Consider the following 23,840-nt stretch of genomic DNA (forward strand, 5'->3'; position numbering starts at 1 on the left):
TGATCATCGTTTTGAGCCCGGAATACCTGATATTCTGGTAAACCGAGTGCCAGGTGAGAAGTTCCGCCCAAGTCTTCCGACAGGTCAGCGGGTGGTCAGTGTTTGCGGCCGAAGTCCGGTTCCTCGGTGTCCTGACCTTCGTCGATGATGCTGCGGCGGATCGCGCGGGTGCGGGTAAACAATGCTTCCAGCGTGTCGCCTTCGCCCCAGCGGATCGCGCGCTGCAAGGCCACCAGATCTTCGGTGAAGCGGCCGAGGGTTTCTAGCACCGCGTCCTTGTTGTTGAGGAAGACGTCACGCCACATCACCGGATCGCTGGCGGCGATCCGCGTGAAATCCCGAAAACCGCCGGCGGAATATTTGATCACTTCGCTGCGGGTGACGCTTTCCAGGTCGCTGGCTGTCCCGACGATGGAATAGGCGATGAGATGGGGCAGATGGCTCGTCACGGCCAGCACACGGTCGTGATGGGCGGCATCCATCAGCTCGACCCGGGCACCGAGGCGGGTCCAGAAGGCAGCGACGCGGTCGCTGGCGGGGCCGGCGACGGCGGGAGTGAGGATGCACCAGCGGTCCTGGAACAGGCTGGCAAAACCGGCATCGGGGCCGGATTTTTCGGTGCCGGCAACGGGGTGGCCGGGGACGATCTCGACGCCGGGCAGGGCCGCGCCGAGGTCCGCCAGCACGCGTGCCTTGACCGAGCCGACGTCGCTGACAATGGCGCCGGGTGCCAGTTCGCCGGCGATTTCGGCAGCAATTGCGGCCATGGCGCCGACCGGCACGGCAAGGACGACAAGTTCGGCGTCAACAACGGCGGCGCCGGCATTTTCGGTGACGTCGTCGGCAAGATCGAGCGCGACAACGCGCGCGCGCACGGCCGGGTCACCGTCCGATACCGTCAAGCGCACCGTCGGCATGGTCTCGCGAATGGCGCGCGCCAGCGATGAGCCGATCAGGCCCATGCCGATGATGGCGACGCGGGCGAAAGGCAGCATCAGGCCGTCGCGGTTTCGACGAAGCGGCGCAGCGCGGCGGCGGCAGCGCGGGTTTCGTCTTCCGTTCCCACCGAGATGCGGATGCAGCGCGGCATGTCCTGGACGGCGAGGTAGCGGGTGATGATCCCATCTTCCAGCAGCGCGGCATTGGCGGCGGCGGCGGTGACGGGGCCGTGTTCGGGAAATTCGACCAGGACGAAGTTGGCGGCGGACGGGATGGCGCGCAGCCCGGCATTGCCCAGTGCCGTCACCTCACCCGCCAGCCATTGGCGCCACTGAATGGTATGGGCGCGCGCGCGCTCCACCCAGCCGGTATCGGCGAGCGCGGCGATGGCGCCGACCTGGCCAGTGGTGGGGACATTGAAGGGCGCGCGGATGCGCTGCATCGCATCGATGATGCCGGGCTGGGCATAGGCCCAGCCGACACGCTGGGCAGCGAGGCCATAAATCTTCGAAAAGGTCCGCAGCGCGATGACATTGGCATGGGCGCGGGCAAGGGCGAGGCCGTCTTCATATTCGCCTTCGGCGAACTCGGCATAGGCGGCGTCGAGCGCGAAGACGCAGTCGGCGGGCAGGCCGGCGTGAAGGCGGCGGACTTCGGACGCGGGAATCAGCGTGCCGGTGGGGTTGTTGGGGTTGGCAAGGAAGACGACGCGCGTGCGCGGCGTGACCGCGGCGAGCAGCGTATCGACGTTGCAGGCATAATCGTCGTCGGGCGCCACCACCGGCGTGGCGCCGACACGGCGGGCAGCGATGTCGTAAACGGCAAAGCCATGGCGGACATAGAGGACTTCATCGCCGACACCGGCAAAGGCCCCCGCGACAAGGTGCAGGAGCTCGTCGGAGCCGGTGCCGCAGATGACGCGATCGGCCTCGATGCCATGGGCGGCACCAAGAGCTTCCCGCAGCGCGGTCGAGGCTGGATCGGGGTAGCGGTTGCTGTTCTCCAGCACGGCGGTCATCGCGGCGATGGCCTGGGGGGAGGGACCGAAGGGGTTCTCGTTCGACGACAGCTTGGCGACGACGGGACGTCCGCCCAGCCCGGCCTTGCCGGGAACATAGGCGTGGAGGTCGGCGACATAGGATTTCATGCGGGGCGCGGGGCGGGTCATCATGCGGCGCGGTTTAGGCGAGATGGCGGGGGAGGGAAAGGGCAGGGTCGCCGCGGGGCGTCACCGGCATGACAAGGCCGATCCGGGCGATTATGAAGACGCCGCATGAACCCCTTTTGAAGGTCCCTTTGCTTATGCGCGCCTTGCTGCTTTGTGCGACTGCCCTTGTCCTGGCCGGCCCGGTTTCGGCGGCGCCGCAATATGGCAGCTATGGTTTCGATACCAAGGGCATGGACCGGGCGGTCAAGCCCGGCGATGACTTCTTTGCCTATGCCAATGGCAATTGGGACAGGACGACGCCCATCCCCGCCGACCGGTCGGGCTATGGCGTCGCCTATGTGCTCGATGACCTGTCGCGCCAGCGGACCCGCGAGATCATCGAAGCGGCCGCCGCCAACCCCGGCACATCGGCCGATGCGGCCCGGGTCGGCACCTATTACGCCACTTTCATGGACGAGCCGGCGATCGAGGCGAAGGGGCTGGCGGCCATCAAGCCGGCGCTCGACCGGATTGCGGCGATATCGACGCCGGCCGAACTGGCGACGGCGCTGGGCGCGGCGCAACGGTTGAAGATCCCAGGGCCATTCGGCGTCGGCGTCGAGCAGGACCCCAAGAACCCCGAACGCTATATGGCGGGCATGGGCCAGAGCGGCCTCGGCCTGCCCGACCGTGACTATTTCCTGCAAGACAATCCCAAATTCGTCGAAGTCCGGGCGAAATATGTCGACCATATCACCCGGATGTTCACCCTGGCGGGGTTCGACAATGCAAGGGCCCGGGCGGAAGCGGTCTTCGCGCTCGAAAAGGCCCTGGCCGAAGTCCAGTGGACGCGGGTGCAGAACCGTGACCCGGTCAAGACCTATAATCTGCGTGATCCCAAGACGCTGGCCGCCGAAGCGCCGGGGCTGGACTGGCCGGCCTTCCTGGCGGCGGCGGGCATCGGCGGCGAAACCCGGCTGGACGTCGCACAGCCGAGCGCCTTTGCCGGCATGGCGAAGCTGGTCGGCGACCAGCCGCTGGCGGTGTGGAAGGACTATCTGGCGCTGCGCGTGCTGAAGGCGCGGGCGGCCGTGCTGCCCAAGGCTTTTGTCGACGAGAATTTTGCTTTCAACGGCACCGTGCTGGCCGGCCAGCCCGAAAACCAGCCGCGCTGGAAGCGCGGGGTAACGCAGGTCAACGCCTATATGGGCGAAGCCGTCGGCAAGCTGTACGTCGACAAATATTTCAACGCCGATGCCAAAACCAAGATCGATGCGCTGGTCAAGAACCTGCTGGCGGCGATGGGGGCGCGGATCGACAAGGCCGAATGGATGTCCCCGGCGACGAAGCAGGAGGCGCGGGCCAAGCTGGCGACCTTCAATCCCAAGATCGGCTACCCCGACAAATGGCGCGACTATTCGGCGCTGAAGGTGGTTTCCGGCGACGCGGTGGGCAATGCCGATCGCGCCAATGCCTTTGATTACGACCGCGACCTCGCCAAGCTGGGCGGGCCGCTCGATCGCAGCGAATGGTTCATGGCGCCGACGGTGGTCAACGCCTATTACAATCCGCCGATGAACGAAGTGGTGTTTCCGGCTGCGATCCTGCAGCCGCCGTTCTTCGATCCGCAAGCCGATCCGGCGGTCAATTATGGCGGGATCGGCGCGGTGATCGGGCATGAAATCAGCCATGGTTTCGACGACCAGGGTCGGCAATATGACGCCAAGGGTGCGCTCCGCGACTGGTGGACGGCTGCCGACAACAAGGCGTTCACCGAACGCGCCAAGCGGCTGGTGGCACAGTATAACGCCTATGAGCCGTTGAAGGGCAGCCACATCAACGGCGAACTGACCCTGGGCGAGAATATCGCCGATATCGCCGGGTTGCAGATCGCCCATGATGCCTGGCTGCGGTCGCTGGACGGCAAGCCCGCGCCGGTGATCGACGGGATGACCGGGGAACAGCGTTTCTTCCTGGGCTATGCCCAGGCCTGGCGCGGCAAGGTCCGCGATGCGGCGCTGCTATCGCAGCTGACATCCGACCCGCATTCGCCCAATGTCGAGCGTGCCGACACGGTGCGCAACATGGACGCCTGGTACGATGCCTTTGGCGTCAAGCCCGGTGACAAGCTGTATCTGGCGCCGAAGGACCGTGTGCATATCTGGTAACGGCAGGGGTTCGCGGTTACCCGCTGGCCGGCCTGGGCATCGCCTCGCACGAAGGCGCGCTGGTCGGGCGGATCAACCAGGCGATCGGCGTGCTGACGGCGCTGGGGCTGGCGGTGCTGGCAGGGTCGTCGCCGGTGCTGCGGCGGATCGCGCCGGTGGCGCGCTGGCAGGGGTTGCGGCCGCAACCGGCGTGACAAGCGCGGTCCGAAGCCTTAACGCGCCACCATGGCTGCGACGCAAACCGTAACAACCGATGGACGCTTCGGCCATGACCGGCGGGTGACGCTGCCGGGGCGGTTCGCCCTGGCCAGCGGCCAGGCGCTGCCCGGAATCGACATTGCCTATGAAACCTATGGGACGCTCAACGCCGACGCGTCGAACGCCATATTGGTCTGCCATGCGCTGACCGGCGACCAGCATGTCGCCGGCGCCAACCCGCGCACCGGCAAGCCGGGATGGTGGCCGCGGCTGGTCGGGCCCGGCAAGGCCATCGACCCGGCGCGACATTTCATCGTCTGTTCCAATGTGCTCGGCGGTTGCAGCGGATCGACCGGACCGGCGAGCCTCGACCCGGCAACCGGCAAGCGCTTTTCGATGGCGTTTCCGATGATCACCATTCGCGACATGGTCAACGCCCAGGCGCGCCTGCTCGACCATCTGGGCGTGGGCCGGCTGGCGGCGGTGGTCGGGGGGTCGATGGGGGGGATGCAGGCGCTCGATTGGGCCGTGGCGCATCCCGACCGGGTGCGATCGGTGGTGGCGATTGCCACGGCGGCGCGACATTCGGCGCAGAACATCGCCTTTCACGAGGTCGGGCGCCAGGCGATCATGGCCGATCCGATGTGGCAGGGCGGCAATTACGCCGACAATGCGCCGCCGGCGGCGGGCCTCGCGGTGGCGCGAATGGCGGCGCACATCACCTATCTGTCGGAAGCCGGGCTGACCGCGAAATTCGGCCGCCGCTTGCAGGACCGAACCGTGCTGGGCTTCGGCTTCGATGCCGAATTCCAGGTCGAATCCTATCTGCGGCACCAGGGTCTGGCGTTCGTCGAACGCTTCGACGCCAATTCCTATCTCTATATTACCCGGGCGCTCGATTATTTCGACCTGGCGGCGCCGCACGACGGGGTGCTGGCCAAGGCCTTTGCCGGCACGAAGACACGTTTTGCCGTGGTCAGCTTCACCAGCGACTGGCTGTACCCGACAGCGGAAGCGCGGCGGATCGTCCGCGCGCTGAATGCCGCCGGCGCAGCGGTGAGCTTTGTCGAGCTGGAAAGTCCTTTCGGCCATGATGCGTTCCTGCTCGACGCGCCCGAGATGGTGCGGGTAGTGGACGGGTTCCTGCGCGCGGGGGAACAATGAGCCTGCGGCCCGACCTGGCGGCGGTTGCCGACGCGGTGCCGCCGGGCGCGCGGGTGCTCGATGTCGGCTGCGGCGACGGCGCCTTGCTGGCATATCTACGCGACCGCAAGGGCGTCGATGCGCGCGGCATCGACGTGCTGGCTGGCAACGTCGCCAGTGCGGTGGCGCGTGGCCTGTCGGTCGTCCAGGGCGATGCCGATGCCGACCTGGGCGATTACCCCGATGGCGCGTTCGACATGGTCATCCTTTCCGACACGCTGCAGGCGATGCGGGCGCCGGCGGCGGTGCTGGGTGAACTGGTGCGCATCGGCCGCCGCGGGATCGTCAGCTTCCCCAATTTCGGCCACTGGCGGGTGCGCGCGTCGGTGGTGTTCGGCGGGCGGATGCCGGTGACGGCGACGTTGCCCGTCAGCTGGCACCAGACGCCCAATATCCATCTGTGCACGATCGATGATTTTCGCGAACTGGTCACCGACCTGGGATTGCGCATCGAAAGTGCGACTTTCCTCAGCGGCGGGCGGCGGCGCAACGGCAATCTTGCAAATCTGATGGCGGAACAGGCGGTGTTCGTCCTCGGGCGGGGGGTTTAACCCGGGCGCGTGCGCGGGTAGGACAGGGGTATGTATGCCCGCCGCTTCCTTTGGGCGATTGCGATCATCGTCATGATCGTCATTGCCGCCGCCTTTGCCTACAGCCTGTTCGGGCCGCGGCTGTTGCGGGTGGCGCTGGTGCCGACGACGGCATTTTCGGAACAGGCGGCAGGGCCGCGTCCCGATTACGCCCGGCTGACGGCCTGGGCGGCGCATCCGGGGCTGAAGACCGACGCAGCCCGCTGGACACCGGCGGATTATGCCGTGGCGCCGTTCCCGGCAGCGGCGGTATTCTATGTGCTGCCGACCAGTGTGTTCGACCGGTCACGGTGGAATGCCCGCGCCGACGACGCCGAAATGGCACGGCGGATGGACATGTTCTTGCGGGCGCAGGCGAGCGTTTTCAATGGCATAGGGTCGATCTGGGCACCGCGCTACCGCCAGGCGACATTCGGCGCGTTCCTGACCGACCAGGATGCGGCGGCGCAGGCGCAGGCGCTGGCCTATGGCGATGTGCTGGCGGCCTTCGACGCCTTTGTGGCGGCACAGCCGGCGACGCGGCCGATCATTCTGGCCGGCCACAGCCAGGGATCGTTGCACCTGATCAGGCTGTTGAAGGAGCGCATCGCCGGGACGCCGCTCGCCGCGCGGATCGTGGCCGTCTATGCGCCGGGCTGGCCTATCTCGGTAACGGCGGACCTGCCGGCGCTCGGGCTACCGGCGTGCACGATCGCCGACGAAACCGGCTGCATCCTGTCGTGGCAAAGCTTTGCCCGGCCGGCCGACTACAAGGAAGTCCGCGACAGTTTCGACCGTGGCAGCGGCCTGACCGGGGCGAAGCGGTTGGGCACCGAGATGCTGTGCAGCAACCCCCTGTCGGGCATGAGCGACCGCACGCCGATGCCGGCGGCGGGCAATTTCGGTTCGCTGGTCCCCAATGACGATTTCAGCGGTGGCACGCTGCAGGCCAAGACCGTCGGCGCCGCCTGCACCGCCACCGGCATCCTCGATATCGGTGAACCGCCGGCCGATTTCACCGCCTATGTCCTGCCCGGCAACAACTACCATGTGTATGATATCCCGCTGTTCTGGGCCAATTTGCGCGCCGATGTCGAACGCCGGCTCGACCGGTTCGGGCAGCCGGTGGTGACGCCGAAGCCACCGAAACAGCGGTCGGCGCGGGCCTGACCGCTGGCGACGTTGGACCTTGCCGGCTTTGCGGCCGTGCTGCCGGACGGCGGCCGTCTGGCGGGGCTCGACGCCGGGACCAAGACCATCGGGCTGGCGACATGCGATGCCGGCTGGGCCTTTGCCGCGCCGCATTCGACGATCGCGCGGACCCGGTTTACCGCCGACCTGGCGCTGCTGCGCGGCTTTGTCGCGGCCGAACGCATCAAGGGCCTGGTGCTCGGCCTGCCGCTGAGCATGGACGGCAGCGACAGCCCGCGCACCCAGTCGGTGCGCGCGCTCGCACGCAATCTCGATGCGCTGGGCCTGCCGCTGCTGTTGTGGGATGAGCGCTGGAGCACCCAGGCCGTCGAGCGGGCGATGATTGCCGAGGACCTGTCGCGGCGGACGCGGGCGGAGCGCGTCGACCGGCTGGCGGCGGCGTACATCCTGCAGGGCGCGATCGACGCGCTGACGCGGTTGCCGGTGCCGGACACAGGGGATTGATGCCGCAGCCGGTCGAACAGGACTTGGCAAAGCCGCGCCGCGATACGATTTTGGTGACAACCAAAGATAATGGGAAGGAAGACCATGTCCGACACACGCGACCTTAGTCCGCAGCAGCGCGCGGTGCTGCGCGACCATGCCACCGAGCGGCCCTTCACCTCGCCGCTGAACGATGAAAAGCGCGCCGGCGCCTTCTTTTGTGCCGGCTGCGGCACGCACGTCTATGAATCGGGCACCAAATACAACAGCGGCTCCGGGTGGCCGAGCTTTTACGACGCGGTCCCGGGCGCGGTCGCAACGACGGTCGATACCAGCCACGGCATGACCCGCACCGAAGTCCATTGCGCCACGTGCGAAGGCCATCTCGGCCATATCTTTCCCGATGGCCCGCGGCCGACAGGGATGCGGCATTGCATCAACGGCCTGGCGCTGACGTTCGAGGCGAAGGAATAGCCGCCCGGCCGTCCTGCCGCCCCCTCGCTTGCAGGGAGGGAGTCCAGTAGGCATGGTGGGGACATGATCCTTCTTCTCGCCGCACTGCTTGCTGCAGCCGCCCCGCCGCTTGAACCCGACGCCATTGTCGCGGCCGCACCGCCAGCGGCGTGGCGGCCGATTGCGCCCGATAATCTCATGATCATCGAAACCGCCGCCGGCACCATGGCGATGGAACTGGCCCCGGACTTCGCGCCGGCGCATGTCGCCGCCGTGCGCGCGCTGGTCGCGGCCGGGCGGTTCGATGGCGGGTCGATTACCCGGGTGCAGGACAATTATGTCGTGCAATGGGCGGCAAAGCCGGCGCCCGGCGCATCGGCGGTCGGCCAGCCGCCCGCCGATCGCCCCAAGCGAACCCGGCCGCAACCGTTGCCGGCCGAATTCGAACGACCGGCGAAGGGGCTGGCGATCACCCCGCTGGGTTTCCCGGACGCCTATGCCGAGGCCGGCTTTGCCGATGGCTGGCCAGTTGCGCAGGACCGCAAGGCCGGCACGGCCTGGCTCGCGCATTGCTACGGCACGGTCGGCGCCGGGCACGACATGCCGCCGGACAGCGGCGACGGTTCGGAACTCTATGCCGTCATCGGCCATGCACCGCGCCATCTCGACCGCAACATCGCCCTGGTCGGGCGGGTCGTGTCGGGGCTGGAACCGCACGCGGCCTTGAAGCGCGGCACCGAGGCGCTCGGCTTTTATGCGACGCCGGCCGAACAGACGCCGGTGATCCGCGCGCGGCTGGCCAGCGCCATGCCGGACGCGCCGCGCTTCGAGGTGATGCAGACGAGCAGCGACAGCTTTGCGGCCTACAAGACGGCGCGCGCCAACCGCAGCGGGTTTTTCGTCCGGCCGGCCGGCGCAGTCGATCTGTGCAATGTCCGGGTGCCGGTGCGGGTGGCGAAGTGACACCGGTGATCAAGCTGTTGCGCGCCGATGAATGGTCGACGTTGCAGGCAACGGGCGAATTCGCAGGGTCGGCCGACGATCTTCGCGATGGCTATATCCACATGTCGCCCCCCGAGCAGGTGGCCGGCACGGCGGCGAAATGGTTTGCGGGCGAAGTCGGGGTGATGGCGGTGACCTTCAATGCGGATGTGTTGGCGGCCGATCTGCGTTGGGAACCGGCGCGCGGCGGCAGCTTGTTCCCGCATCTGTATCGGCCGTTGCGACTGGCAGAGGTGATGCACGCCGAACCGGTCTGAGCGCACGGAAAATCGTTCATATTGTCTTCAGCGTCCATCGTTACAGGGACGCGGACTGACAATCATGGGTCCCAGGATGCGCTCAAGAACCAAGCTCGCCGCCGGTCTCGGTATCGGTGCGATCGCCGGCATCGGACTCGCCGTCGGCGTATCGGGCCAGATGCCCGGCCAGGCCATTCCCGGCGGTGTGCCGCCCGTGGACACGACCCCGGTGGTGCGCAACGTCCCCGATGGCCAGGCGCAGGTGACGCTCTCGTTCGCCCCGATCGTCAAGTCGGCGGCGCCGGCGGTGGTCAACATCTACACGGCGACGGTGGACCGCAGCCGATCGGCGAACATGGACGCGTTCATGCAGCAGTTCTTCGGTGGTTCGGCGCCGGCGCGGCCGCGGGTCCAGCAGTCGTTGGGATCGGGTGTCATCGTCGGCGCCGACGGGCTGATCGTCACCAACAATCATGTCGTCAAGGGTGCCGACCAGATCCTGGTCGCGTTGTCAGACCGCCGCGAATATCCGGCCAAGCTGGTGTTTTCGGACGCGCGGCTCGATCTTGCGCTGCTCAAGGTCGACACCAAGGGCACGCCGCTGCCGGTGATCCGCATGGGCGACAGCAACCAGGCCGAAGTCGGCGACGTGACGATTGCCATCGGCAACCCCTTTGGCGTCGGCCAGACCGTGACGACCGGCATTGTTTCCGCCATCGCCCGCACCGGCGTCGGCATTTCGGACTGGCAGTTCTTCATCCAGACCGACGCTGCAATCAATCCGGGCAATTCGGGCGGCGCGCTGCTCGATGGTCAGGGGCGGCTGCTCGGCATCAATACGGCGATCTATTCGCAAGGCGGCGGGTCGAACGGCATCGGCTTTGCGATTCCATCGCGGATGGTGCGGGTGTTCCTGTCGGCGGCACAGAGCGGCAAGCTGGTCAGCGGCTGGATCGGTGTCGAAGGCGAGCCGCTGACGGCCGAGAGCGCGCGGCTGGCGGGGATGGATCGCCCCGGCGGCCTGCTCGTCACCGGCGTTGTTCCGGGCAGCCCGGGGGCGCGGGCGGGAATCCGGATCGGCGACGTGCTGCGCAGCGTCAACGGCAAGGATGTCGCCGACGGCGGCCAGCTGCGCTATTCGCTCGCCACCGAAGGCGTCGGGCGGTCGCTCGATGTCGTGTTGCTGCGCGAAGGGCGGGAGCAGCGGGCGTCGGTGACGGTGGCGGCACCGCCGGAAACACCGGCGCGCCAACTGACACCGATCACCGGCCAATCGATCCTGACCGGCGTGACCGTCGCCAATCTGTCACCCGCCTATGCCCAGGAACTGGGCGCCGGTCTGCCCGAACAAGGGGTGGTGGTCGTGCAGATGGTCGGCAATGCGCCGGCGGCACAGATCGGCATCCGGCCGGGAGACATCATCGAAGCCGTTGGTGGCCAGCCGGTGAAGACGGTGGCGGATGTCGCGGCGCAGGCGTCGCGCGGCGCGGTGGTCGTGCGGTGGAGCCGTGACGGCAACAGCAGAGAATGCGGCGTGGTGAACGGGCGACTCGCCTGCCGGCCATAAGGCCAGGCCATTGCGGCGCAGGCGGGAGGGCGCCATATCACGTGGATGTCGTCCCCCGCCCTTGATGCATTGACCCAGGCGCTCGCCAGGCTTCCGGGGCTGGGGCCGCGGTCGGCGCGGCGAGCGGTGTTGCACCTTATCAAGAAGCGCGAGACGGCGCTGGCGCCCCTGATCGCGGCGCTGCAGGCAGTGGCGCGCGACCTGGTGACGTGCGGCATTTGCGGCAATATCGATACCGCCGACCCCTGCGCCGTGTGCACCGACCCGCGCCGTGACCCCGCAAGCCTGTGCGTCGTGGAGGAAGTGGCGGATCTTTGGGCGCTCGACCGGGCGCGGCTGTTCGGCGGACGCTATCATGTCCTCGGCGGGCGGCTGTCGGCGCTCGATGGCGTGCGGCCGGAGGATCTGGCGATCGCCCAGCTGGTCGCCCGGGTTGCCGACGGCGGCATCGGCGAAGTCGTCTTGGCGATGAACGCGACCCTGGAGGGCCAGACGACGATGCATTATGTGGCGGAGCAGCTGGCACCGCTGGGGGTGCGGGTGATGCAGCTGGCGCATGGCCTGCCGGTGGGCGGCGAGCTCGACTATCTCGATGAGGGCACGTTGGCGCTGGCGTTGCGGGCGCGGCGACTGGTCGAATAGGGGTTTCTTGATTTTCGGGTCCGCCGACCCTAATTCGGCATCATGGCCATTCTCGACATCATCGAAACCCCCGATCCGCGGTTGCGCGTCATTTCCAAGCCGGTCGAGACCGTAACAGACACGCATCGCGCGCTGATCGCTGACATGTTCGAGACGATGTACGACGCGCCCGGCATCGGCCTCGCGGCAGTCCAGGTCGGCGTTGCCGAGCGGATCCTCGTCATCGACCTGCAGCGACCCAAGGATCCCGACGCACCCGAGCCGACCAGCGACGCCGAGGCCAAGAAGATCGAATATGTTCGCGATCCAAAGGTCTTCATCAATCCGGTGATCGTCTGGGAATCGGACGAGATGACGATCTATAACGAAGGCTGTCTGTCGGTTCCGGAGCTGTATGGCGATGTCGATCGCCCGGCGCGTGTCCGTGCCACCTGGCTCGACGAGACTGGCCAGGCCCATGAGCAGGAAATCGACGGCCTGCTGGCAACGTGCCTGCAGCATGAAATGGACCATCTCGATGGGATCTTGTTCATCGACCATCTGTCGAAGCTGAAGCGCGACATGCTTTTGAAAAAGCTCGAGAAGCTGCGCCGCGCCAAAGCCGCGTAATCCTTCGGCCGCGCCGCCGGCCTATTCCGGCTTTGCCCAGATCAAATGGGCGTCGATCCTTAGCTTGAGGATTGCGCGAACCGCCGCGGCGCGGGCGGTGAGCTCGGCGCGGTTGGCCTCCAGCGACTGGCGTTCGGCGTAGAGCAGGGTGGCAAGGTCGGTGGCGCCGAGCTTGCGGCCTTTGCGCAGGCGTTCGAGGGCGCTGCGGTTGCTGCTGGCGGCGGCGGCCGCGGCTTGCCACGCCGTTATGCCGGCGTTGGCGGTGGCGAGGTCCATGTTGGCGGTGGCCTGGATGTCGCGGCGGGTGGCGGCCAGTTTGGCTTCGGCCGCTGTCCGCTCTGCCACGGCCTGATCGCCCAATGCGCGGCGGTAGCTGCCGCCGAGCGGCATTGACGCGACGACGCCGATGCCCTGTTCGGCGCCGCTGCGCTCGCTGAAGGCGCGCACGCCGATGGAAGGGTCGGCAAACCGGTCTCGGCGCGTCCGTTCGGCGACGACTCCGAGGCGGAGTGCCTCGATTTCGGCCGCGCGGATTTCATGGCTGCGGGCCAGCACCAGGTCGCGCCACGGTGCCAGGCCCTCGGCGGGCAAGGCCGGTGCGGCGATCTCGGGGATGCCGTCGGGCAGCGGCAGCGACGGAAATTGCGCCGCCAGGCTGGCCCGGGCGGCAGTGGCGCGGCCCCGTGACGCGACTTCGAGCGCATGGGCGTTGTCGCGGGCAGCGCGCGCCTGATCGGCATCGAGCGGCGCCGCGTCGCGCAAGCTCACCTGGCGGTCGACTGCGGCGAGGGCGGCGCCGAACGACAGCGTCGCCGCGGCGTCGATGCGCGCATCGGCTTCGGCCAGCAGCCAGTCGTACCAGAGCGTTGCGAGCTGCAGCGCCGCCTGGTGCCGGGCATCTTCGAGAAGGTTCTGCGCGACCTCCACGCCAAGTGCACCGGCCTTGCGATCGAGCGCGGCCTTGCCGGGCAGCCGAACGCCATGGCTGAGGGTGGTGTCGAACTCGTCATAGCCGCCTTCGCGGTCGACGGTGCGGCGGATATAGGTTCCGGTGACCGTGAATTCATGGGCGCCGACGCCCAGCGCGCGTGCCTGCGCCTTTGCCGCCTGCAACCGGGCTGCGGCTTCGGTCACGACGGGGGCATCGTCGAGCGCCGCGTCGACGAGTGCGATCGGCAGCGGGCCGGTATCGGGTGCGGCGATCGCAGCGGTGCTCAGCAGGAGCAGTGCGGCGGCAACAATGCGGATCATGCGACGACCTCCCGGGGCGTGCGCGGTTCGCCATAGCGTTCGTACAGCAGCGGCAGCAGCACCAGCGTCAGCAACGTCGAAGTGATGAGGCCGCCGATGACGACGATGGCCAGCGGCTGCTGGATTTCGCTGCCGGGGCCGGTGGCGAACAGCAGTGGCACCAGCCCGAAGGCGGTGATGCTGGCGGTCATCAGCACCGGCCGCAACCGCCGCGCCGCGCCCTGGCGGACGGCCTGGTCGAGCGACAGTCCGTCGACGCGCAGCTCGCGGAAGTGCGAAACGAGGACGAGGCCGTTGAGGACGGCGATGCCGAGCAAAGCAATGAAGCCGACAGAGGCGGGCACCGACAGATAGGCACCGGCGATCCACAGCGCGACGATGCCGCCGACCATGGCGAAGGGAATGTTGGCGAGGATGAGCAGCGCCGCACGCAGCGAGCGCAGCGTCATCAGCAGCACGCCGAAGATGAGCAGCAGCGCGATCGGCACGACGATGCCGAGCCGGGCGGCGGCGCGCTGCTGGTTTTCGAACTGGCCGCCCCAGACAAGGCTGTAGCCGCGCGGCAGCGGGACATTGGCGGCGACGGCGGCCTGGGCATCCTCGACATAGCCGACGAGGTCCCGGCCGGAAACGAACGCCTGGACCAGCGCGAAGCGGGCGCCGTTTTCATGCTCGATCTTGACCGGGCCATCGACGCGGGTGACGCGGGCGATGTCGCTGATCCGCGCCATCTGCCCGTCGGCGGTGCGCAGCGGCAGGTCGGCAAAGGCGGCGGCGTCGTTGCGAACGCTGTCGTCGCCGCGAATGAGAATGGGGACGCGGCGGCCCTGCTGCGCGACAACGCCGGCGCGCATGCCTTCGACCTGCATGCGCAGCGCATCTTCAAAGGCATCGGTCGACAGGCCGGCGCGGCCGGCGGCCAGCCGGTCGATGTCGAGCTGCAGATAGGCGACGCGGTCGTTGGCCAGCGTCATCACGTCGGTGGCACCGGGGATGTTGCGCAGCGTCGTTTCGACGTCGCCGGCCAGCCGGTTGACGGTGGCGAGATCGGGACCGAAGATCTTCACCGCCAGGTCGCCGCGGCTGCCGGTGAGCATTTCGGCGACGCGCATCTCGATCGGCTGGGTGAATGACGGCGTGACGCCGGGCAGGCCGGCCATCACCTTGCGGATCTCGCCGGTTACCCAGGCCTTGTCGGGCCGGCGCCATTCGGCGCGGGGCTTGAGCGTCATGAAGCCATCGGTTTCGTTGAGCCCCATCGGATCGAGGCCGATCTCGTCCGACCCGGTGCGCGAGACGAAGCCGGTGACTTCGGGCACTTGCGCCAGCACGGCACGCTGCACGGCGAGATCGACGGCGAGGCTGCGATCGAGCCCGATCGACGGCAGCTTCGTCGCCTGCATGATGATCGAGCCCTCGTCCATCACCGGCATGAAGGTCTTGCCGACGGCGCCATAGGTGACCACGGCCAGCGCCAGCGAGGCGGCGGCGACGCCATAGACGATGGCGCGGTTGCGGAAGGCGGCGTCGAGCAGCCGGGCGTAGAGCGGCGAAAGCTTGCGCATGATCCACGGGTCGCCGTGGTGCCCGCGCTTCAGCCCCAAGGCGGCGAGCACCGGCACCAGCGTGAGCGCCAGCAGCAGCGAGGCGCCGAGCGCGAAGACGATGGTGAGGGCGACGGGGGCGAACAGCTTGCCTTCCAGCCCCTGCAGCGACAGCAGCGGCATGAACACCAGCGCGATGATGACGATGCCGGCGGTCACCGGGACGATGACTTCGCCGGTGGCTTCCAGCACCTGGCTGCCGGCGCTTTCGCCTGCGGTGGCGGGATGGCTGAGGCGTTCGACGGCGTTTTCGATGACGACGACGGCGCCATCGACCAGCATGCCGATGGCAATGGCGAGGCCGCCCAGGCTCATCAGATTGGCGGTCAGGCCGAAGCCGCGCATCAGGATGAAGGTGATCAGCGCCGCCATCGGCAAGGTGACGGCGACGATCAGCGCGGCGCGGATGTTGCCGAGGAAGATGAACAGCAGGATGACGACGAGCACCGTCGCTTCGAGCAGCGCATGTTCGACCGTGCCGACGGCGTGTTCGATGAGGTCGGCGCGGTCGTAGAAGATCGTGATGCTCGTGCCGGGGGGCAGCGCCGGTTTGAGTTCGTCGAGCTTGGTGCGTACCGCGGCGACGACCTTCGAGGCATCGGCGCCGCGCATGGAGATGACGATGCCTTCGACCGCCTCGCCCTTGCCGTCCCGGGTGACGGCGCCATAGCGAGTGAGGCTGCCCATCGACACCTGCGCGACATCACCCAGTCGCACGACGCCGCCGGGGCGGGTGGCGACGACCTGGGCCTTCAGATCGTCGACGGTCTGCACTGCGCCGACGACGCGGACGATCAGTGCTTCCTCGCCTTCGGCCAGACGGCCGGCACCATCGTTGCGGTTGCCGGCCATGATGGCGGTGCGCAGCTCGGCGACCGTCAGCCCGGCCGACGCCAACGCGATGGGGTCGGGGCGGACATCGAAGGCGACGGCATGGCCGCCGAGCGAGTTGACATCGGCGACGCCGGCAAGGGTGCGCAGTGCCGGACGGATCGTCCAGTCGAGCAGGGTGCGCTTGGCAGCGAGATCGAGCGGGCCTTCGATGGTGAACATCAGCACGTCGGACAGCGGCGTGGAGACGGGCGCGAGCCCGCCTTCGACCAGCGCCGGCATCTGGTCGCGCACGCCGGCGAGGCGCTCGGCAGCCTGCTGGCGGGCCCAGTAGATGTCGGTGCCGTCCTTGAAATCGATGGTGATGTCGGCGACGGCATATTTGGCGACCGAGCGCAGCATGACCTTGTTCGGGATGCCGAGCATTTCGGTTTCGATGGGGGTGATGACGCGGGTTTCCACCTCTTCCGGAGTCATGCCCGGCGCCTTCAGGATGATCTTGACCTGGGTGGGGGCGATGTCCGGAAAGGCATCGATTGGCAGGGTGGCGAAGGCCCAGAAGCCGAGGCCGGCGACGAGCACCGCCATGCCGATGACCAGCAGGCGCGCGCCAAGCGCGGCAGAGACGAGACGGTGCAGCATGGCGTCAGTTCCCCGCCGGCGCGGCGAGGCCCATGGCCTTGAGTTCGCTGACGCCTGAAGTCACGACGCGCGCGCCGGCCGGCAGTCCGGTGACGACGGCACTGGTGCCGCCGGCGGATACCAGCGTCACCGGGCGGATCGCGAAGCCGTTGGCGGCTTGCGTGAACACGATGGTCCGCCCGCCGATACGGGCAATGGCGCTGGCCGGGATGGTGACGGCGCCGGCAACTGCCGGGCCGAACAGCGCGACGCTGATGCTGCGCCCGGTGACCAGCCCCGGTGCCGCGGGCACGCTGGCCTTGAGCAGCGCCGACCGCGTCTGCGGATCGATGGTGACACCCACCGAGGTGACGGTGCCGGTGACGCCGCCGGCCAGGCCGATGCGATCCCCGACCCGGACCTGGCCGACCAGCCGTTCGGGCAGTTGCGCCTCCACCGCATAGCGGCGGGCGGCGTCGATGATGAACGGCGCCGCCATGCCGTCGATGGCGCTGCCGATCTGGACGGTGGTGCTGCTGACCCGGCCGGCGATGGGCGCGCGCAGCACATAGAGGCCGGTGGCCGGATCGGCGTTGGCGAGCCCCAGCAGACGGCTGCGCGACGACACATCGGCGTCGGCTTCCTTCAGCGCGGCGCGTGCTTCCTCGGCGCGGGCGCCGGCGGCGATGCCTTCGCGAACCAATTGATCGGTCCGGGCCGCAGCGGATTTTGCCACGCCGCCACGGGCGCGGGCGCGGGTCAGCTCGGCCCCCATTTCGAGGACTTCGCGGCTGAACACCGATGCCAGCGCCTCGCCCTTGCGCACGGCTTGGCCCGAGACTGCGAAACTCTGGCGGATGACACCGGGAAAGGGGGCCGAAACGGCGACGCGTGCGCCGGGCGGCGGCGCGATTGTCGCCGGCAACGTCGCGATCGGCGCCGCGCCGGCGGGCTGGACGACGATGGTGCGGATGCCGAGCTGGCGCTGCTGCGCCGCGCTGACGGTCAGCACCGGGGCGGCGACAGCGGCAGCGGCGGGAACAAGTGCCAAGGCGAGGAAAAGATAGGCGGAAACTGTCATGTCATCTCATCGATAGCGGACGCTTTGGAAAAGGATAGCCGCAGCCGGGCCGGGCGATCGTGTCGGTCAGTCGTGGTCGGCGTCTTCGGTTTCGCCCGCTTCGGCGTGGCTGCCCGGAACGAAGGCGCCGCTGTCGACCTGCTGCACCGCATAGGCGCCGGCGATGATGGCCAGGGCGGCGGCGGGCGCTGCCAGGCCTGCGGCCGGTGCTGCATCCACGGCGCCGGGATGGCGGGCCCGCGGCTTGACCCCGGTCACCATGGCGCGGACCAGATTTTCGCGCGACAGCACCGACATGACGACCACTGCGGCGACATGCAGGCCGACGAGCGCCAGCAGGCCGCCGGCAAGCCCTTCATGCAGATCCTCGCTGCCGGTACCGCCGATCAGGCTCGCGCCGCTCCAGACGACCGCGGTGACGGTGGCAAGCAGCACGAGCGTGGCGAGGCCACCGAGGGGATTGTGGCCGAGCGACGGTTCGACCCGGCCATGCAGCAGCCCTGCCACATGGTCGCCGACCGCGCCGGGGCGGATGAAATTCCTGAACCGCGCATGCTGGCCGCCGATGAAGCCCCAGATCATGCGAAAGCCGATGAGGATCGCGGCGACCCAGCCGGCGGCCACATGCCATGGCGCCAGGCCCGTGCCTTCCTCGGCCGAAACAAAGGCGAGCAGGACGGTTGCGGCGAGCAACCAGTGGAACAGCCGCGTCGGCAGGTCCCAGACCTTGACGGCGGCGTTGGCGTGACCCTTTCGGCCGGGGGCCGTCGGGGTGATCGGGAGTGCGATGTCGGGCATTGGGGGTCTCCTTCGACCGATCCGGTGCTGCCCTTGATAGCGGCAGGTCCTGACAGCGCGCTGACGGTGGCGGCTCAGGCGGCTGGAAAACGCACGCGGAACAATGCGCCGCCGCCCGCCGGGCTTTCAACGGTGATGCTGCCGCCATGGGCATCGACCAGGCGGCGCACGATGCCGAGGCCGAGCCCGGCGCCGCCCGTGCCGCTGCGATCCTTGCGCCAGAAGCGCTCGAACAGATGCGGCAGATCGGCGGCGGCGATGCCGGGGCCGTGGTCGCGAACGCTCATCTGCGGCCCGGGACCGGCGGTGACGTCGATCGGCGTGGTCCCCGGGGCATGCGCGAGGGCGTTGTCGACAAGGTTGCGATAAAGGCGGAAAATCGCTTCGGCATGGCCCTGGATGATGGCGCCGCCTTGATCGACAAAGCGCAGTTCGCGGCCGGCCGCAAAGGCACCGGGCGAAAGCTGGGTCACCACGGCGCGGCCCAGCGCGGCGAGATCGACGGGGACAGGGTCGGCCACCACCAGCGCATCGGCTTGCGCCAGATCGAGCATCTGGCCGACCAGCCGGGTCATCTGGTCGGTATCGGCCTGGAGATCGGCCTTTATGGCGCCATCGGGCAGGCGTTCGAGCGACAATTGCATGATCGCCAGCGGCGTGCGCAGTTCATGGGCCGCATTGGCGGTAAAATCGCGCAGCGTGACGATTGCGGTTTCGAGCCGCGCCAGCGCCCGGTTGACGGCGCGCACCAGCGTATCGACCTCGCGCGGCTCCCCCGGCACCGTCAGCCGCATCGCCATATTGTCGGGCGCCAGGCTATCGACCTCGGCTTCGGCGCGTTGCAGCGGCGCCAGCACGCGGCGGACCGAAATGACGTTGAACAGCAGCAGCAGCGCCGACAGCGGCACCAGCGGCAGCGCGACATGTTCGACCAGCTCGTCGAGGATGACCGGAACAAAGGGACGCATTCCGACGGTATCGAAGCGGATCAGCAGCCAGTGCGACGCCGTATCATCGCCGACCGGCCGCATGCCGCTGATCCGGTAGCCGCCATCGATGCGGTCGCGCCGGGTCCAGTCGATCAGCGTCGCATCGCCGTCGGCTCGTGGTCCGACGAGGCGCGCCGACCAGTTGCGCGTGCCGGGCGCCGGATCAGCGCTCGCCGGGTCGGCGAGCGGCGCGATGCGCTCCGCCTCCAGCGTCAGCAGTTCCTGCGTCAACGATTCGGGGTGGCGGGCGTAGGTGGCGATAACGATGAAGATATCGAGCAAGGCAAAGATGAGGGTGAACACCACCAGCCGCCGCGCGATCTGGCGAAACAGCGAGGGACCGGAACCCGAATGTTCAGGCATGGGCGCGATCGGCGGCGGCGGGTGCCAGCAGGGCGTAGCCAACGCCGTGGACGGTGCGGATGGTGACATCGGCATCGCCGGCGGCGAGGCGCTTGCGCAACCGCGAGACCGCGGCTTCGAGCGCATTGGCCGTGACATCGGCATCGAGCGTGTAGAGCGCATTTTCCAGCGCCGCCTTGGCCACGACATGCCCGCTGCGCCGCAGCAGCGCCTCGAGCACCCCGACCTCGCGGGGGGACGCATCGACCGGCGCTCCCGCCACGGTGACGGCGCGCGTCGCGGTGTCGAGCGCGACATTGCCACACCCGAGGCTGGTGCCGAGCACGGCGCCGGGGCGACGCAGCAGCGCGCGGCAGCGGGCCGCGAGTTCGGGGATCTGGAACGGCTTGACAAGATAATCGTCGGCGCCGGCATCGAGCCCGCAGACCCGGTCGTCGAGCCCGCCGCGCGCCGTCAGCACCAGAATCGGGGTCCGGTCACGCCGCTGCCGGACGCTGCGCAGGAGCGCGAGCCCATCGCCATCCGGCAGCCCGAGATCGAGCAGCAGCAGGTCATAGGTGCTGCCGGCGAGCGCAGCCTCGGCGCCTGCCAGGCTGGCCGCCCAATCGACGACAAAGCCCTGCGCCGACAGGCCATCGCGGACCAGTGCGGCGAGCCGAGCATTGTCTTCGACCAGCAGGAGACGCATGAACCGGGTTCCGTTGTCGCAGTTATGCTTATTTGACGGCAAAAGCTGACGCAGCGCTGACGGCCGCTCGTTCAGCCGGTGAAATGACCAGCATATCGCGCGCGCAGTACGGCCTTCTGCACCTTGGCCATGGCGTTGCGCGGCAACTCGTCGACGATGAACACCGCCTTGGGCAGCTTGAAGCCGGCAAGGTCGCCGCGCAAGGCCGCGACAATGGCATCGGGCGCGAGGGGAATATCGCCGGTGGGGCGGACGACGGCGCAGACCGCCTCACCAAAATCGGGGTGGGGCACGCCGATGACGGCCGCTTCGGCGACGCCTGGCAGTGCGTCGATCCGCTCCTCGATCTCCTTGGGATAGACGTTGAGGCCGCCGCAGATGATCATGTCCTTCTCGCGCCCGACGATGCGGACGCTGCCGTCGGCATCGATGGTGGCGATGTCGCCGGTGGTGAAAAAGCCATCGTCGCGGAATTCGGCGGCGGTCTTTTCGGGCTGGCGCCAATAGCCGGCAAAGACGCTGGGCCCCCGCACTTCGAGCACGCCCGTATCGGCGCCGTCGGCGATGCGCACGTCCGTGCCGGGAAGCGGCCGACCGACCGAGCCGGCAATCCGCGGGCCATCGACGGGGTTGGAACAGATGATGCCGCATTCCGACATGCCGTAGCGTTCGACGATCGCGTGGCCGGTGCGGGCTTCGAACGTCTCGAAAATCTGTGGTGTCAGCGGTGCCGATCCACAGATGAACAGCCGGACGGGCGCCGCCAGCGCCGGAGTCAGCCGCGGGTCGGCGAGCAGGCGCGTGTAATAGGTGGGGACACCCATGAACAGCGTGGCGGTGCCGAGCCGGCCAAGCACCCGGTCGACGTCGAAGCCGGCGAGCATGTCGACGCGGCCGCCGGCGAGCAGAAGCGTGTTGAGCGCGATGAAGAGGCCATGGATATGGTAGAGCGGCAAGGCGTGGAGCAACGTATCGTCGTCGGTGATCTGCCAGGTGGCGATGAGCGCATGGGCATTGGCGAGGAGATTGCCATGCGTGATCATGGCGCCCTTCGACCGGCCGGTGGTGCCCGACGTGTAGACGATGGCGGCAAGGTCATCGGCGTTGCGGGCGGCTGCGGGCGCGCGGTCGGCGGTCACGGCGTCGGCGAAGCTGCCGCGCCCGCCGCCGTCGAGCGTCATCAGGATTCCGCCGGCGGCGGAGACCTGTGCGCCATGGGCCGCGGCGTCGGCAGGGTCGCAGACCAGCAGGCGCGGCGCGGCGTCGCCGATGAAATAGGCGATTTCTGCTGCGCGATAGCCGGTGTTGAGCGGCACATAGACTCCGCCGATGCGCAGGGTGGCAAGGTAGAGCAGAACCAGTTCGAGCGATTTTTCGGCCTGGACCATGACGCGGTCACCGGGGGCGACACCGGCTGCGACGAGCACGGCAGCGCGGCGGGCGACAGCGTCGACCAGTTCGGCGCCGGTCAGCGCGGCGTCACCGAAGGTCAGCAGCGTGCGATCGGCATTGCCGCGCAGGCTGGCGTCGAGCCGATGATAAAATCCGGCGGTCATTGCCGGGCGGTCCGGGCGCGGGCATGGCGCTGCGTTCCGCGGGTCAGCAGGCGGTCGCCGGGCAGGATCCGATCGACGTCGAGGTCTTCGGCGGCGTCGAGTTCGGCATAGATCGGCCCGAAATCGGCATCGAGCGTCTGGCGCAGCAGGTCGTCGAAACTGTCGATGACGAAATAGGTCTGCTGATAGTCGTCGATGCGATAGCGGGTGCGCATGACGCGCTTCAGATCGAAGGCAATGCGATTCGGCGACGGGTCGTCGAGCGCGAAGACCGATTCGGAGCGTGAGGAAACGATGCCGGCGCCGAAGATCCGGGTCGCGTCGCCATCCCGGATCAGGCCGAATTCGACCGTGTACCAGTAGAGCCGCGCCAGCTTGTCGATGGCGCCGAGCGACGCGGCGCGGCGCCCGCCTTCGCCATAGGCCTGCATATAGTCGGCGAACACCGGGTCGGTGAGCAGCGGCACATGGCCGAAGACATCGTGGAAGACGTCGGGCTCTTCGAGATAATCGAGCTGGTCGGGCCGGCGGATGGTGCGGCCCGCAACGAAGCGGCGGTTGGCGAGATGCTCGTAGAACACGTCGTCGGGCACCAGGCCCGGCACGGCGACGACCTGCCAGCCGGTGGCGTGCATCAGCCGGTCGGACAGTTCGGCAAAGTCGGGAATGCCGGGCTTCGACAGGCGCAGCACGTCGAGACCCTTCAGAAAGGCCGGCACGACACGCCCGGGGAGCATCGCCTGCTGGCGTGCGAACAGCCTGTCCCAGGTGGCATGATCGACCGCGCTGTAGCTCGACCAGTCCTGCGGAATGATGAAATCGTCCGTCACGCTGTCCATGGCGCGTCTATCGCATAGTCTGCGCGCAACAGCCTATCAAAGTCTGCGCAAAGTCCGAAGCCGCGATGGGCGACCGTGCCGCGCCGAAGCGCCAGGCCTGCCAAAAAGTCCACAAAATCAATGTGGTGATCCCTACGGGAATCGAACCCGTGTTTTCGCCGTGAAAGGGCGACGTCCTAGACCGCTAGACGAAGGGACCGGTCGGAGAGGGGCTGCTAAAGTGCGAAAGGAACGGCGTCAAGCCTTTCCGCCATCCTGCGTGCCGACCCGCGTTCCCCGGCGCTGGCAATGCATCGCGAAAAACAATGTTGCTGAAATCCTTACTATGTCGTAAAGACGTATATCGTAATTGTTTGTTAGTAATCATTAAGAGTAAAAGAACGTGTCACCAGCTGCTGCAAAATTGTTGATGTGTGTTTGTGCGGGATCGACCGGCGCCGCCCTGGTGCCGGTGGCGCACCGTGTTCGCGCGGCGATCAAGCCGCGGCCGGCGGTGCATCAGGTCATTGCGCCGGCCGCTGCCATTGCCGGGGCATCGATCGCTTGCCCGCCGACGGTTGCCGGGCTCGGCGCGGGCGGCGCCGGCTTTTCGGCGTTCGACAGCAGTGCGTCGCTGATCGACCGCGCGAATCCGGGTGGCGGCGTCGGGCTCGGCGGCGGGCTGCCGTTGCCCGGCGGCGGTGGCTTGGCGGGCGGCATCGGCGGTGGCGGGCCCGGTGGTAGCGCGCTGCCATCCGCGCCGATCACCAGCCCGGCGCCGGAAGTTGCCACCTGGGCGATGATGGTCACCGGCGTTGGCGTCGTCGGAGGATCGATGCGCTGGCGTCGGCGCGCGCTGGCCTGAGCAA

The 23,840-nt window shown here is 68.1% G+C and carries 22 protein-coding genes and 1 tRNA gene; 12 read left to right on the top strand and 11 right to left on the bottom strand.

Features of this window, described 5'->3' with window-relative positions; all coding sequences use genetic code 11:
• Positions 1-95: 95 nt before the first annotated feature.
• Complete coding sequence (locus GGQ62_RS00190; protein WP_152579064.1) at positions 96-995, bottom strand: prephenate/arogenate dehydrogenase family protein; 900 nt, start codon at positions 993-995, stop codon at positions 96-98.
• Positions 995-2,107 (bottom strand): histidinol-phosphate transaminase, encoded by a 1,113-nt coding sequence (hisC, locus tag GGQ62_RS00195; protein ID WP_152579106.1) that lies wholly within the window; start codon positions 2,105-2,107, stop codon positions 995-997. The genes GGQ62_RS00190 and hisC overlap by 1 nt, the downstream gene beginning before the upstream one ends.
• Before the next feature lie 134 nt (positions 2,108-2,241).
• On the opposite strand from hisC, the gene GGQ62_RS00200 reads away from it, so the two are divergent.
• The 11 genes from GGQ62_RS00200 (at position 2,242) to def (ending at position 12,371) form a co-directional block, all read left to right on the top strand.
• Complete coding sequence (locus GGQ62_RS00200; RefSeq protein ID WP_152579063.1) at positions 2,242-4,254, top strand: M13 family metallopeptidase; 2,013 nt, start codon at positions 2,242-2,244, stop codon at positions 4,252-4,254.
• Between the two features lie 225 nt (positions 4,255-4,479).
• Positions 4,480-5,616, top strand: coding sequence for a homoserine O-acetyltransferase MetX (metX, locus tag GGQ62_RS00205; protein WP_152579062.1), 1,137 nt, complete (start codon positions 4,480-4,482; stop codon positions 5,614-5,616).
• The gene (gene metW, locus GGQ62_RS00210) at positions 5,613-6,206 is read left to right on the top strand and encodes a methionine biosynthesis protein MetW (protein ID WP_152579061.1); all 594 of its coding nucleotides are present in this window, start codon (positions 5,613-5,615) and stop codon (positions 6,204-6,206) included. Before metX ends, metW begins: the two co-directional genes overlap by 4 nt.
• Positions 6,207-6,236: 30 nt before the next feature.
• The gene (locus GGQ62_RS00215; protein ID WP_152579060.1) at positions 6,237-7,394 is read left to right on the top strand and encodes a DUF3089 domain-containing protein; all 1,158 of its coding nucleotides are present in this window, start codon (positions 6,237-6,239) and stop codon (positions 7,392-7,394) included.
• A 3-nt stretch (positions 7,395-7,397) separates the two neighbouring features.
• Complete coding sequence (gene ruvX, locus GGQ62_RS00220; RefSeq protein WP_152579059.1) at positions 7,398-7,880, top strand: Holliday junction resolvase RuvX; 483 nt, start codon at positions 7,398-7,400, stop codon at positions 7,878-7,880.
• Between the two features lie 84 nt (positions 7,881-7,964).
• Positions 7,965-8,333, top strand: coding sequence for a peptide-methionine (R)-S-oxide reductase MsrB (gene msrB / locus GGQ62_RS00225; RefSeq protein WP_341533759.1), 369 nt, complete (start codon positions 7,965-7,967; stop codon positions 8,331-8,333).
• A gap of 63 nt (positions 8,334-8,396) precedes the next feature.
• Complete coding sequence (locus GGQ62_RS00230) at positions 8,397-9,275, top strand: peptidylprolyl isomerase (protein WP_152579057.1); 879 nt, start codon at positions 8,397-8,399, stop codon at positions 9,273-9,275.
• Positions 9,272-9,571 carry a DUF952 domain-containing protein gene (locus GGQ62_RS00235; protein ID WP_152579056.1) on the top strand — a complete coding sequence of 100 codons (300 nt, stop codon included), beginning with the start codon at positions 9,272-9,274 and terminating at the stop codon, positions 9,569-9,571. The genes GGQ62_RS00230 and GGQ62_RS00235 overlap by 4 nt, the downstream gene beginning before the upstream one ends.
• 76 nt (positions 9,572-9,647) lie before the next feature.
• Positions 9,648-11,120: a Do family serine endopeptidase gene (locus GGQ62_RS00240; RefSeq protein ID WP_243446313.1), complete on the top strand. Its 1,473-nt coding sequence runs from the start codon at positions 9,648-9,650 to the stop codon at positions 11,118-11,120.
• A 45-nt stretch (positions 11,121-11,165) separates the two neighbouring features.
• The gene (recR, locus tag GGQ62_RS00245) at positions 11,166-11,762 is read left to right on the top strand and encodes a recombination mediator RecR (protein ID WP_152579054.1); all 597 of its coding nucleotides are present in this window, start codon (positions 11,166-11,168) and stop codon (positions 11,760-11,762) included.
• Between the two features lie 42 nt (positions 11,763-11,804).
• The gene (gene def, locus GGQ62_RS00250) at positions 11,805-12,371 is read left to right on the top strand and encodes a peptide deformylase (RefSeq protein WP_152579053.1); all 567 of its coding nucleotides are present in this window, start codon (positions 11,805-11,807) and stop codon (positions 12,369-12,371) included.
• Between the two features lie 21 nt (positions 12,372-12,392).
• On the opposite strand, the gene GGQ62_RS00255 is transcribed toward def, so the two are convergent.
• From GGQ62_RS00255 to GGQ62_RS00295, 9 genes are all read right to left on the bottom strand, one after another.
• Positions 12,393-13,622, bottom strand: a complete 1,230-nt coding sequence (locus tag GGQ62_RS00255) for a TolC family protein (protein ID WP_152579052.1) — start codon at positions 13,620-13,622, stop codon at positions 12,393-12,395.
• Positions 13,619-16,699 carry an efflux RND transporter permease subunit gene (locus GGQ62_RS00260; RefSeq protein WP_152579051.1) on the bottom strand — a complete coding sequence of 1,027 codons (3,081 nt, stop codon included), beginning with the start codon at positions 16,697-16,699 and terminating at the stop codon, positions 13,619-13,621. Before GGQ62_RS00260 ends, GGQ62_RS00255 begins: the two co-directional genes overlap by 4 nt.
• 4 nt (positions 16,700-16,703) lie before the next feature.
• A complete protein-coding gene (locus tag GGQ62_RS00265; RefSeq protein ID WP_152579050.1) occupies positions 16,704-17,759 on the bottom strand; it encodes an efflux RND transporter periplasmic adaptor subunit in 1,056 nt (351 codons plus the stop codon).
• 66 nt (positions 17,760-17,825) lie between these two features.
• The gene (locus tag GGQ62_RS00270) at positions 17,826-18,557 is read right to left on the bottom strand and encodes a cytochrome b/b6 domain-containing protein (RefSeq protein ID WP_152579049.1); all 732 of its coding nucleotides are present in this window, start codon (positions 18,555-18,557) and stop codon (positions 17,826-17,828) included.
• 74 nt (positions 18,558-18,631) lie between these two features.
• Positions 18,632-19,909, bottom strand: coding sequence for a HAMP domain-containing sensor histidine kinase (locus GGQ62_RS00275; RefSeq protein ID WP_152579048.1), 1,278 nt, complete (start codon positions 19,907-19,909; stop codon positions 18,632-18,634).
• Positions 19,902-20,597: a response regulator transcription factor gene (locus GGQ62_RS00280; RefSeq protein WP_152579047.1), complete on the bottom strand. Its 696-nt coding sequence runs from the start codon at positions 20,595-20,597 to the stop codon at positions 19,902-19,904. The genes GGQ62_RS00275 and GGQ62_RS00280 overlap by 8 nt, the downstream gene beginning before the upstream one ends.
• Before the next feature lie 71 nt (positions 20,598-20,668).
• Complete coding sequence (locus tag GGQ62_RS00285) at positions 20,669-22,153, bottom strand: AMP-binding protein (RefSeq protein WP_152579046.1); 1,485 nt, start codon at positions 22,151-22,153, stop codon at positions 20,669-20,671.
• Positions 22,150-22,992: a phenylalanine 4-monooxygenase gene (gene phhA, locus GGQ62_RS00290; RefSeq protein WP_152579045.1), complete on the bottom strand. Its 843-nt coding sequence runs from the start codon at positions 22,990-22,992 to the stop codon at positions 22,150-22,152. The genes GGQ62_RS00285 and phhA overlap by 4 nt, the downstream gene beginning before the upstream one ends.
• A 123-nt stretch (positions 22,993-23,115) precedes the next feature.
• A tRNA-Glu gene (locus GGQ62_RS00295) sits at positions 23,116-23,191 on the bottom strand.
• 252 nt (positions 23,192-23,443) lie between these two features.
• Between GGQ62_RS00295 and GGQ62_RS00300 the strand changes: the two genes are divergently transcribed.
• Positions 23,444-23,836 (top strand): hypothetical protein, encoded by a 393-nt coding sequence (locus GGQ62_RS00300; protein WP_153401493.1) that lies wholly within the window; start codon positions 23,444-23,446, stop codon positions 23,834-23,836.
• Positions 23,837-23,840 lie beyond the last annotated feature (4 nt).

The organism is Polymorphobacter fuscus (genome assembly GCF_011927825.1).
In the GTDB taxonomy this organism is placed as follows: domain Bacteria; phylum Pseudomonadota; class Alphaproteobacteria; order Sphingomonadales; family Sphingomonadaceae; genus Sandarakinorhabdus; species Sandarakinorhabdus fusca.

Excerpts from the sequence above, each read along its gene's own strand:
- GGQ62_RS00215 (WP_152579060.1), top strand. The coding sequence starts at position 6,237 with ATGTATGCCCGCCGCTTCCTTTGGGCGATTGCGATCATCGTCATGATC.
- GGQ62_RS00230 (WP_152579057.1), top strand. The coding sequence starts at position 8,397 with ATGATCCTTCTTCTCGCCGCACTGCTTGCTGCAGCCGCCCCGCCGCTT.
- GGQ62_RS00200 (WP_152579063.1), top strand. The coding sequence starts at position 2,242 with ATGCGCGCCTTGCTGCTTTGTGCGACTGCCCTTGTCCTGGCCGGCCCG.
- GGQ62_RS00275 (WP_152579048.1), bottom strand. The coding sequence starts at position 19,909 with ATGCCTGAACATTCGGGTTCCGGTCCCTCGCTGTTTCGCCAGATCGCG.
- GGQ62_RS00190 (WP_152579064.1), bottom strand. The coding sequence starts at position 995 with ATGCTGCCTTTCGCCCGCGTCGCCATCATCGGCATGGGCCTGATCGGC.
- GGQ62_RS00240 (WP_243446313.1), top strand. The coding sequence starts at position 9,648 with ATGCGCTCAAGAACCAAGCTCGCCGCCGGTCTCGGTATCGGTGCGATC.
- GGQ62_RS00270 (WP_152579049.1), bottom strand. The coding sequence starts at position 18,557 with ATGCCCGACATCGCACTCCCGATCACCCCGACGGCCCCCGGCCGAAAG.
- GGQ62_RS00285 (WP_152579046.1), bottom strand. The coding sequence starts at position 22,153 with ATGACCGCCGGATTTTATCATCGGCTCGACGCCAGCCTGCGCGGCAAT.
- recR (WP_152579054.1), top strand. The coding sequence starts at position 11,166 with ATGTCGTCCCCCGCCCTTGATGCATTGACCCAGGCGCTCGCCAGGCTT.
- def (WP_152579053.1), top strand. The coding sequence starts at position 11,805 with ATGGCCATTCTCGACATCATCGAAACCCCCGATCCGCGGTTGCGCGTC.
- GGQ62_RS00255 (WP_152579052.1), bottom strand. The coding sequence starts at position 13,622 with ATGATCCGCATTGTTGCCGCCGCACTGCTCCTGCTGAGCACCGCTGCG.
- GGQ62_RS00265 (WP_152579050.1), bottom strand. The coding sequence starts at position 17,759 with ATGACAGTTTCCGCCTATCTTTTCCTCGCCTTGGCACTTGTTCCCGCC.
- hisC (WP_152579106.1), bottom strand. The coding sequence starts at position 2,107 with ATGACCCGCCCCGCGCCCCGCATGAAATCCTATGTCGCCGACCTCCAC.
- msrB (WP_341533759.1), top strand. The coding sequence starts at position 7,965 with ATGTCCGACACACGCGACCTTAGTCCGCAGCAGCGCGCGGTGCTGCGC.
- GGQ62_RS00280 (WP_152579047.1), bottom strand. The coding sequence starts at position 20,597 with ATGCGTCTCCTGCTGGTCGAAGACAATGCTCGGCTCGCCGCACTGGTC.
- phhA (WP_152579045.1), bottom strand. The coding sequence starts at position 22,992 with ATGGACAGCGTGACGGACGATTTCATCATTCCGCAGGACTGGTCGAGC.
- metW (WP_152579061.1), top strand. The coding sequence starts at position 5,613 with ATGAGCCTGCGGCCCGACCTGGCGGCGGTTGCCGACGCGGTGCCGCCG.
- GGQ62_RS00260 (WP_152579051.1), bottom strand. The coding sequence starts at position 16,699 with ATGCTGCACCGTCTCGTCTCTGCCGCGCTTGGCGCGCGCCTGCTGGTC.
- metX (WP_152579062.1), top strand. The coding sequence starts at position 4,480 with ATGGCTGCGACGCAAACCGTAACAACCGATGGACGCTTCGGCCATGAC.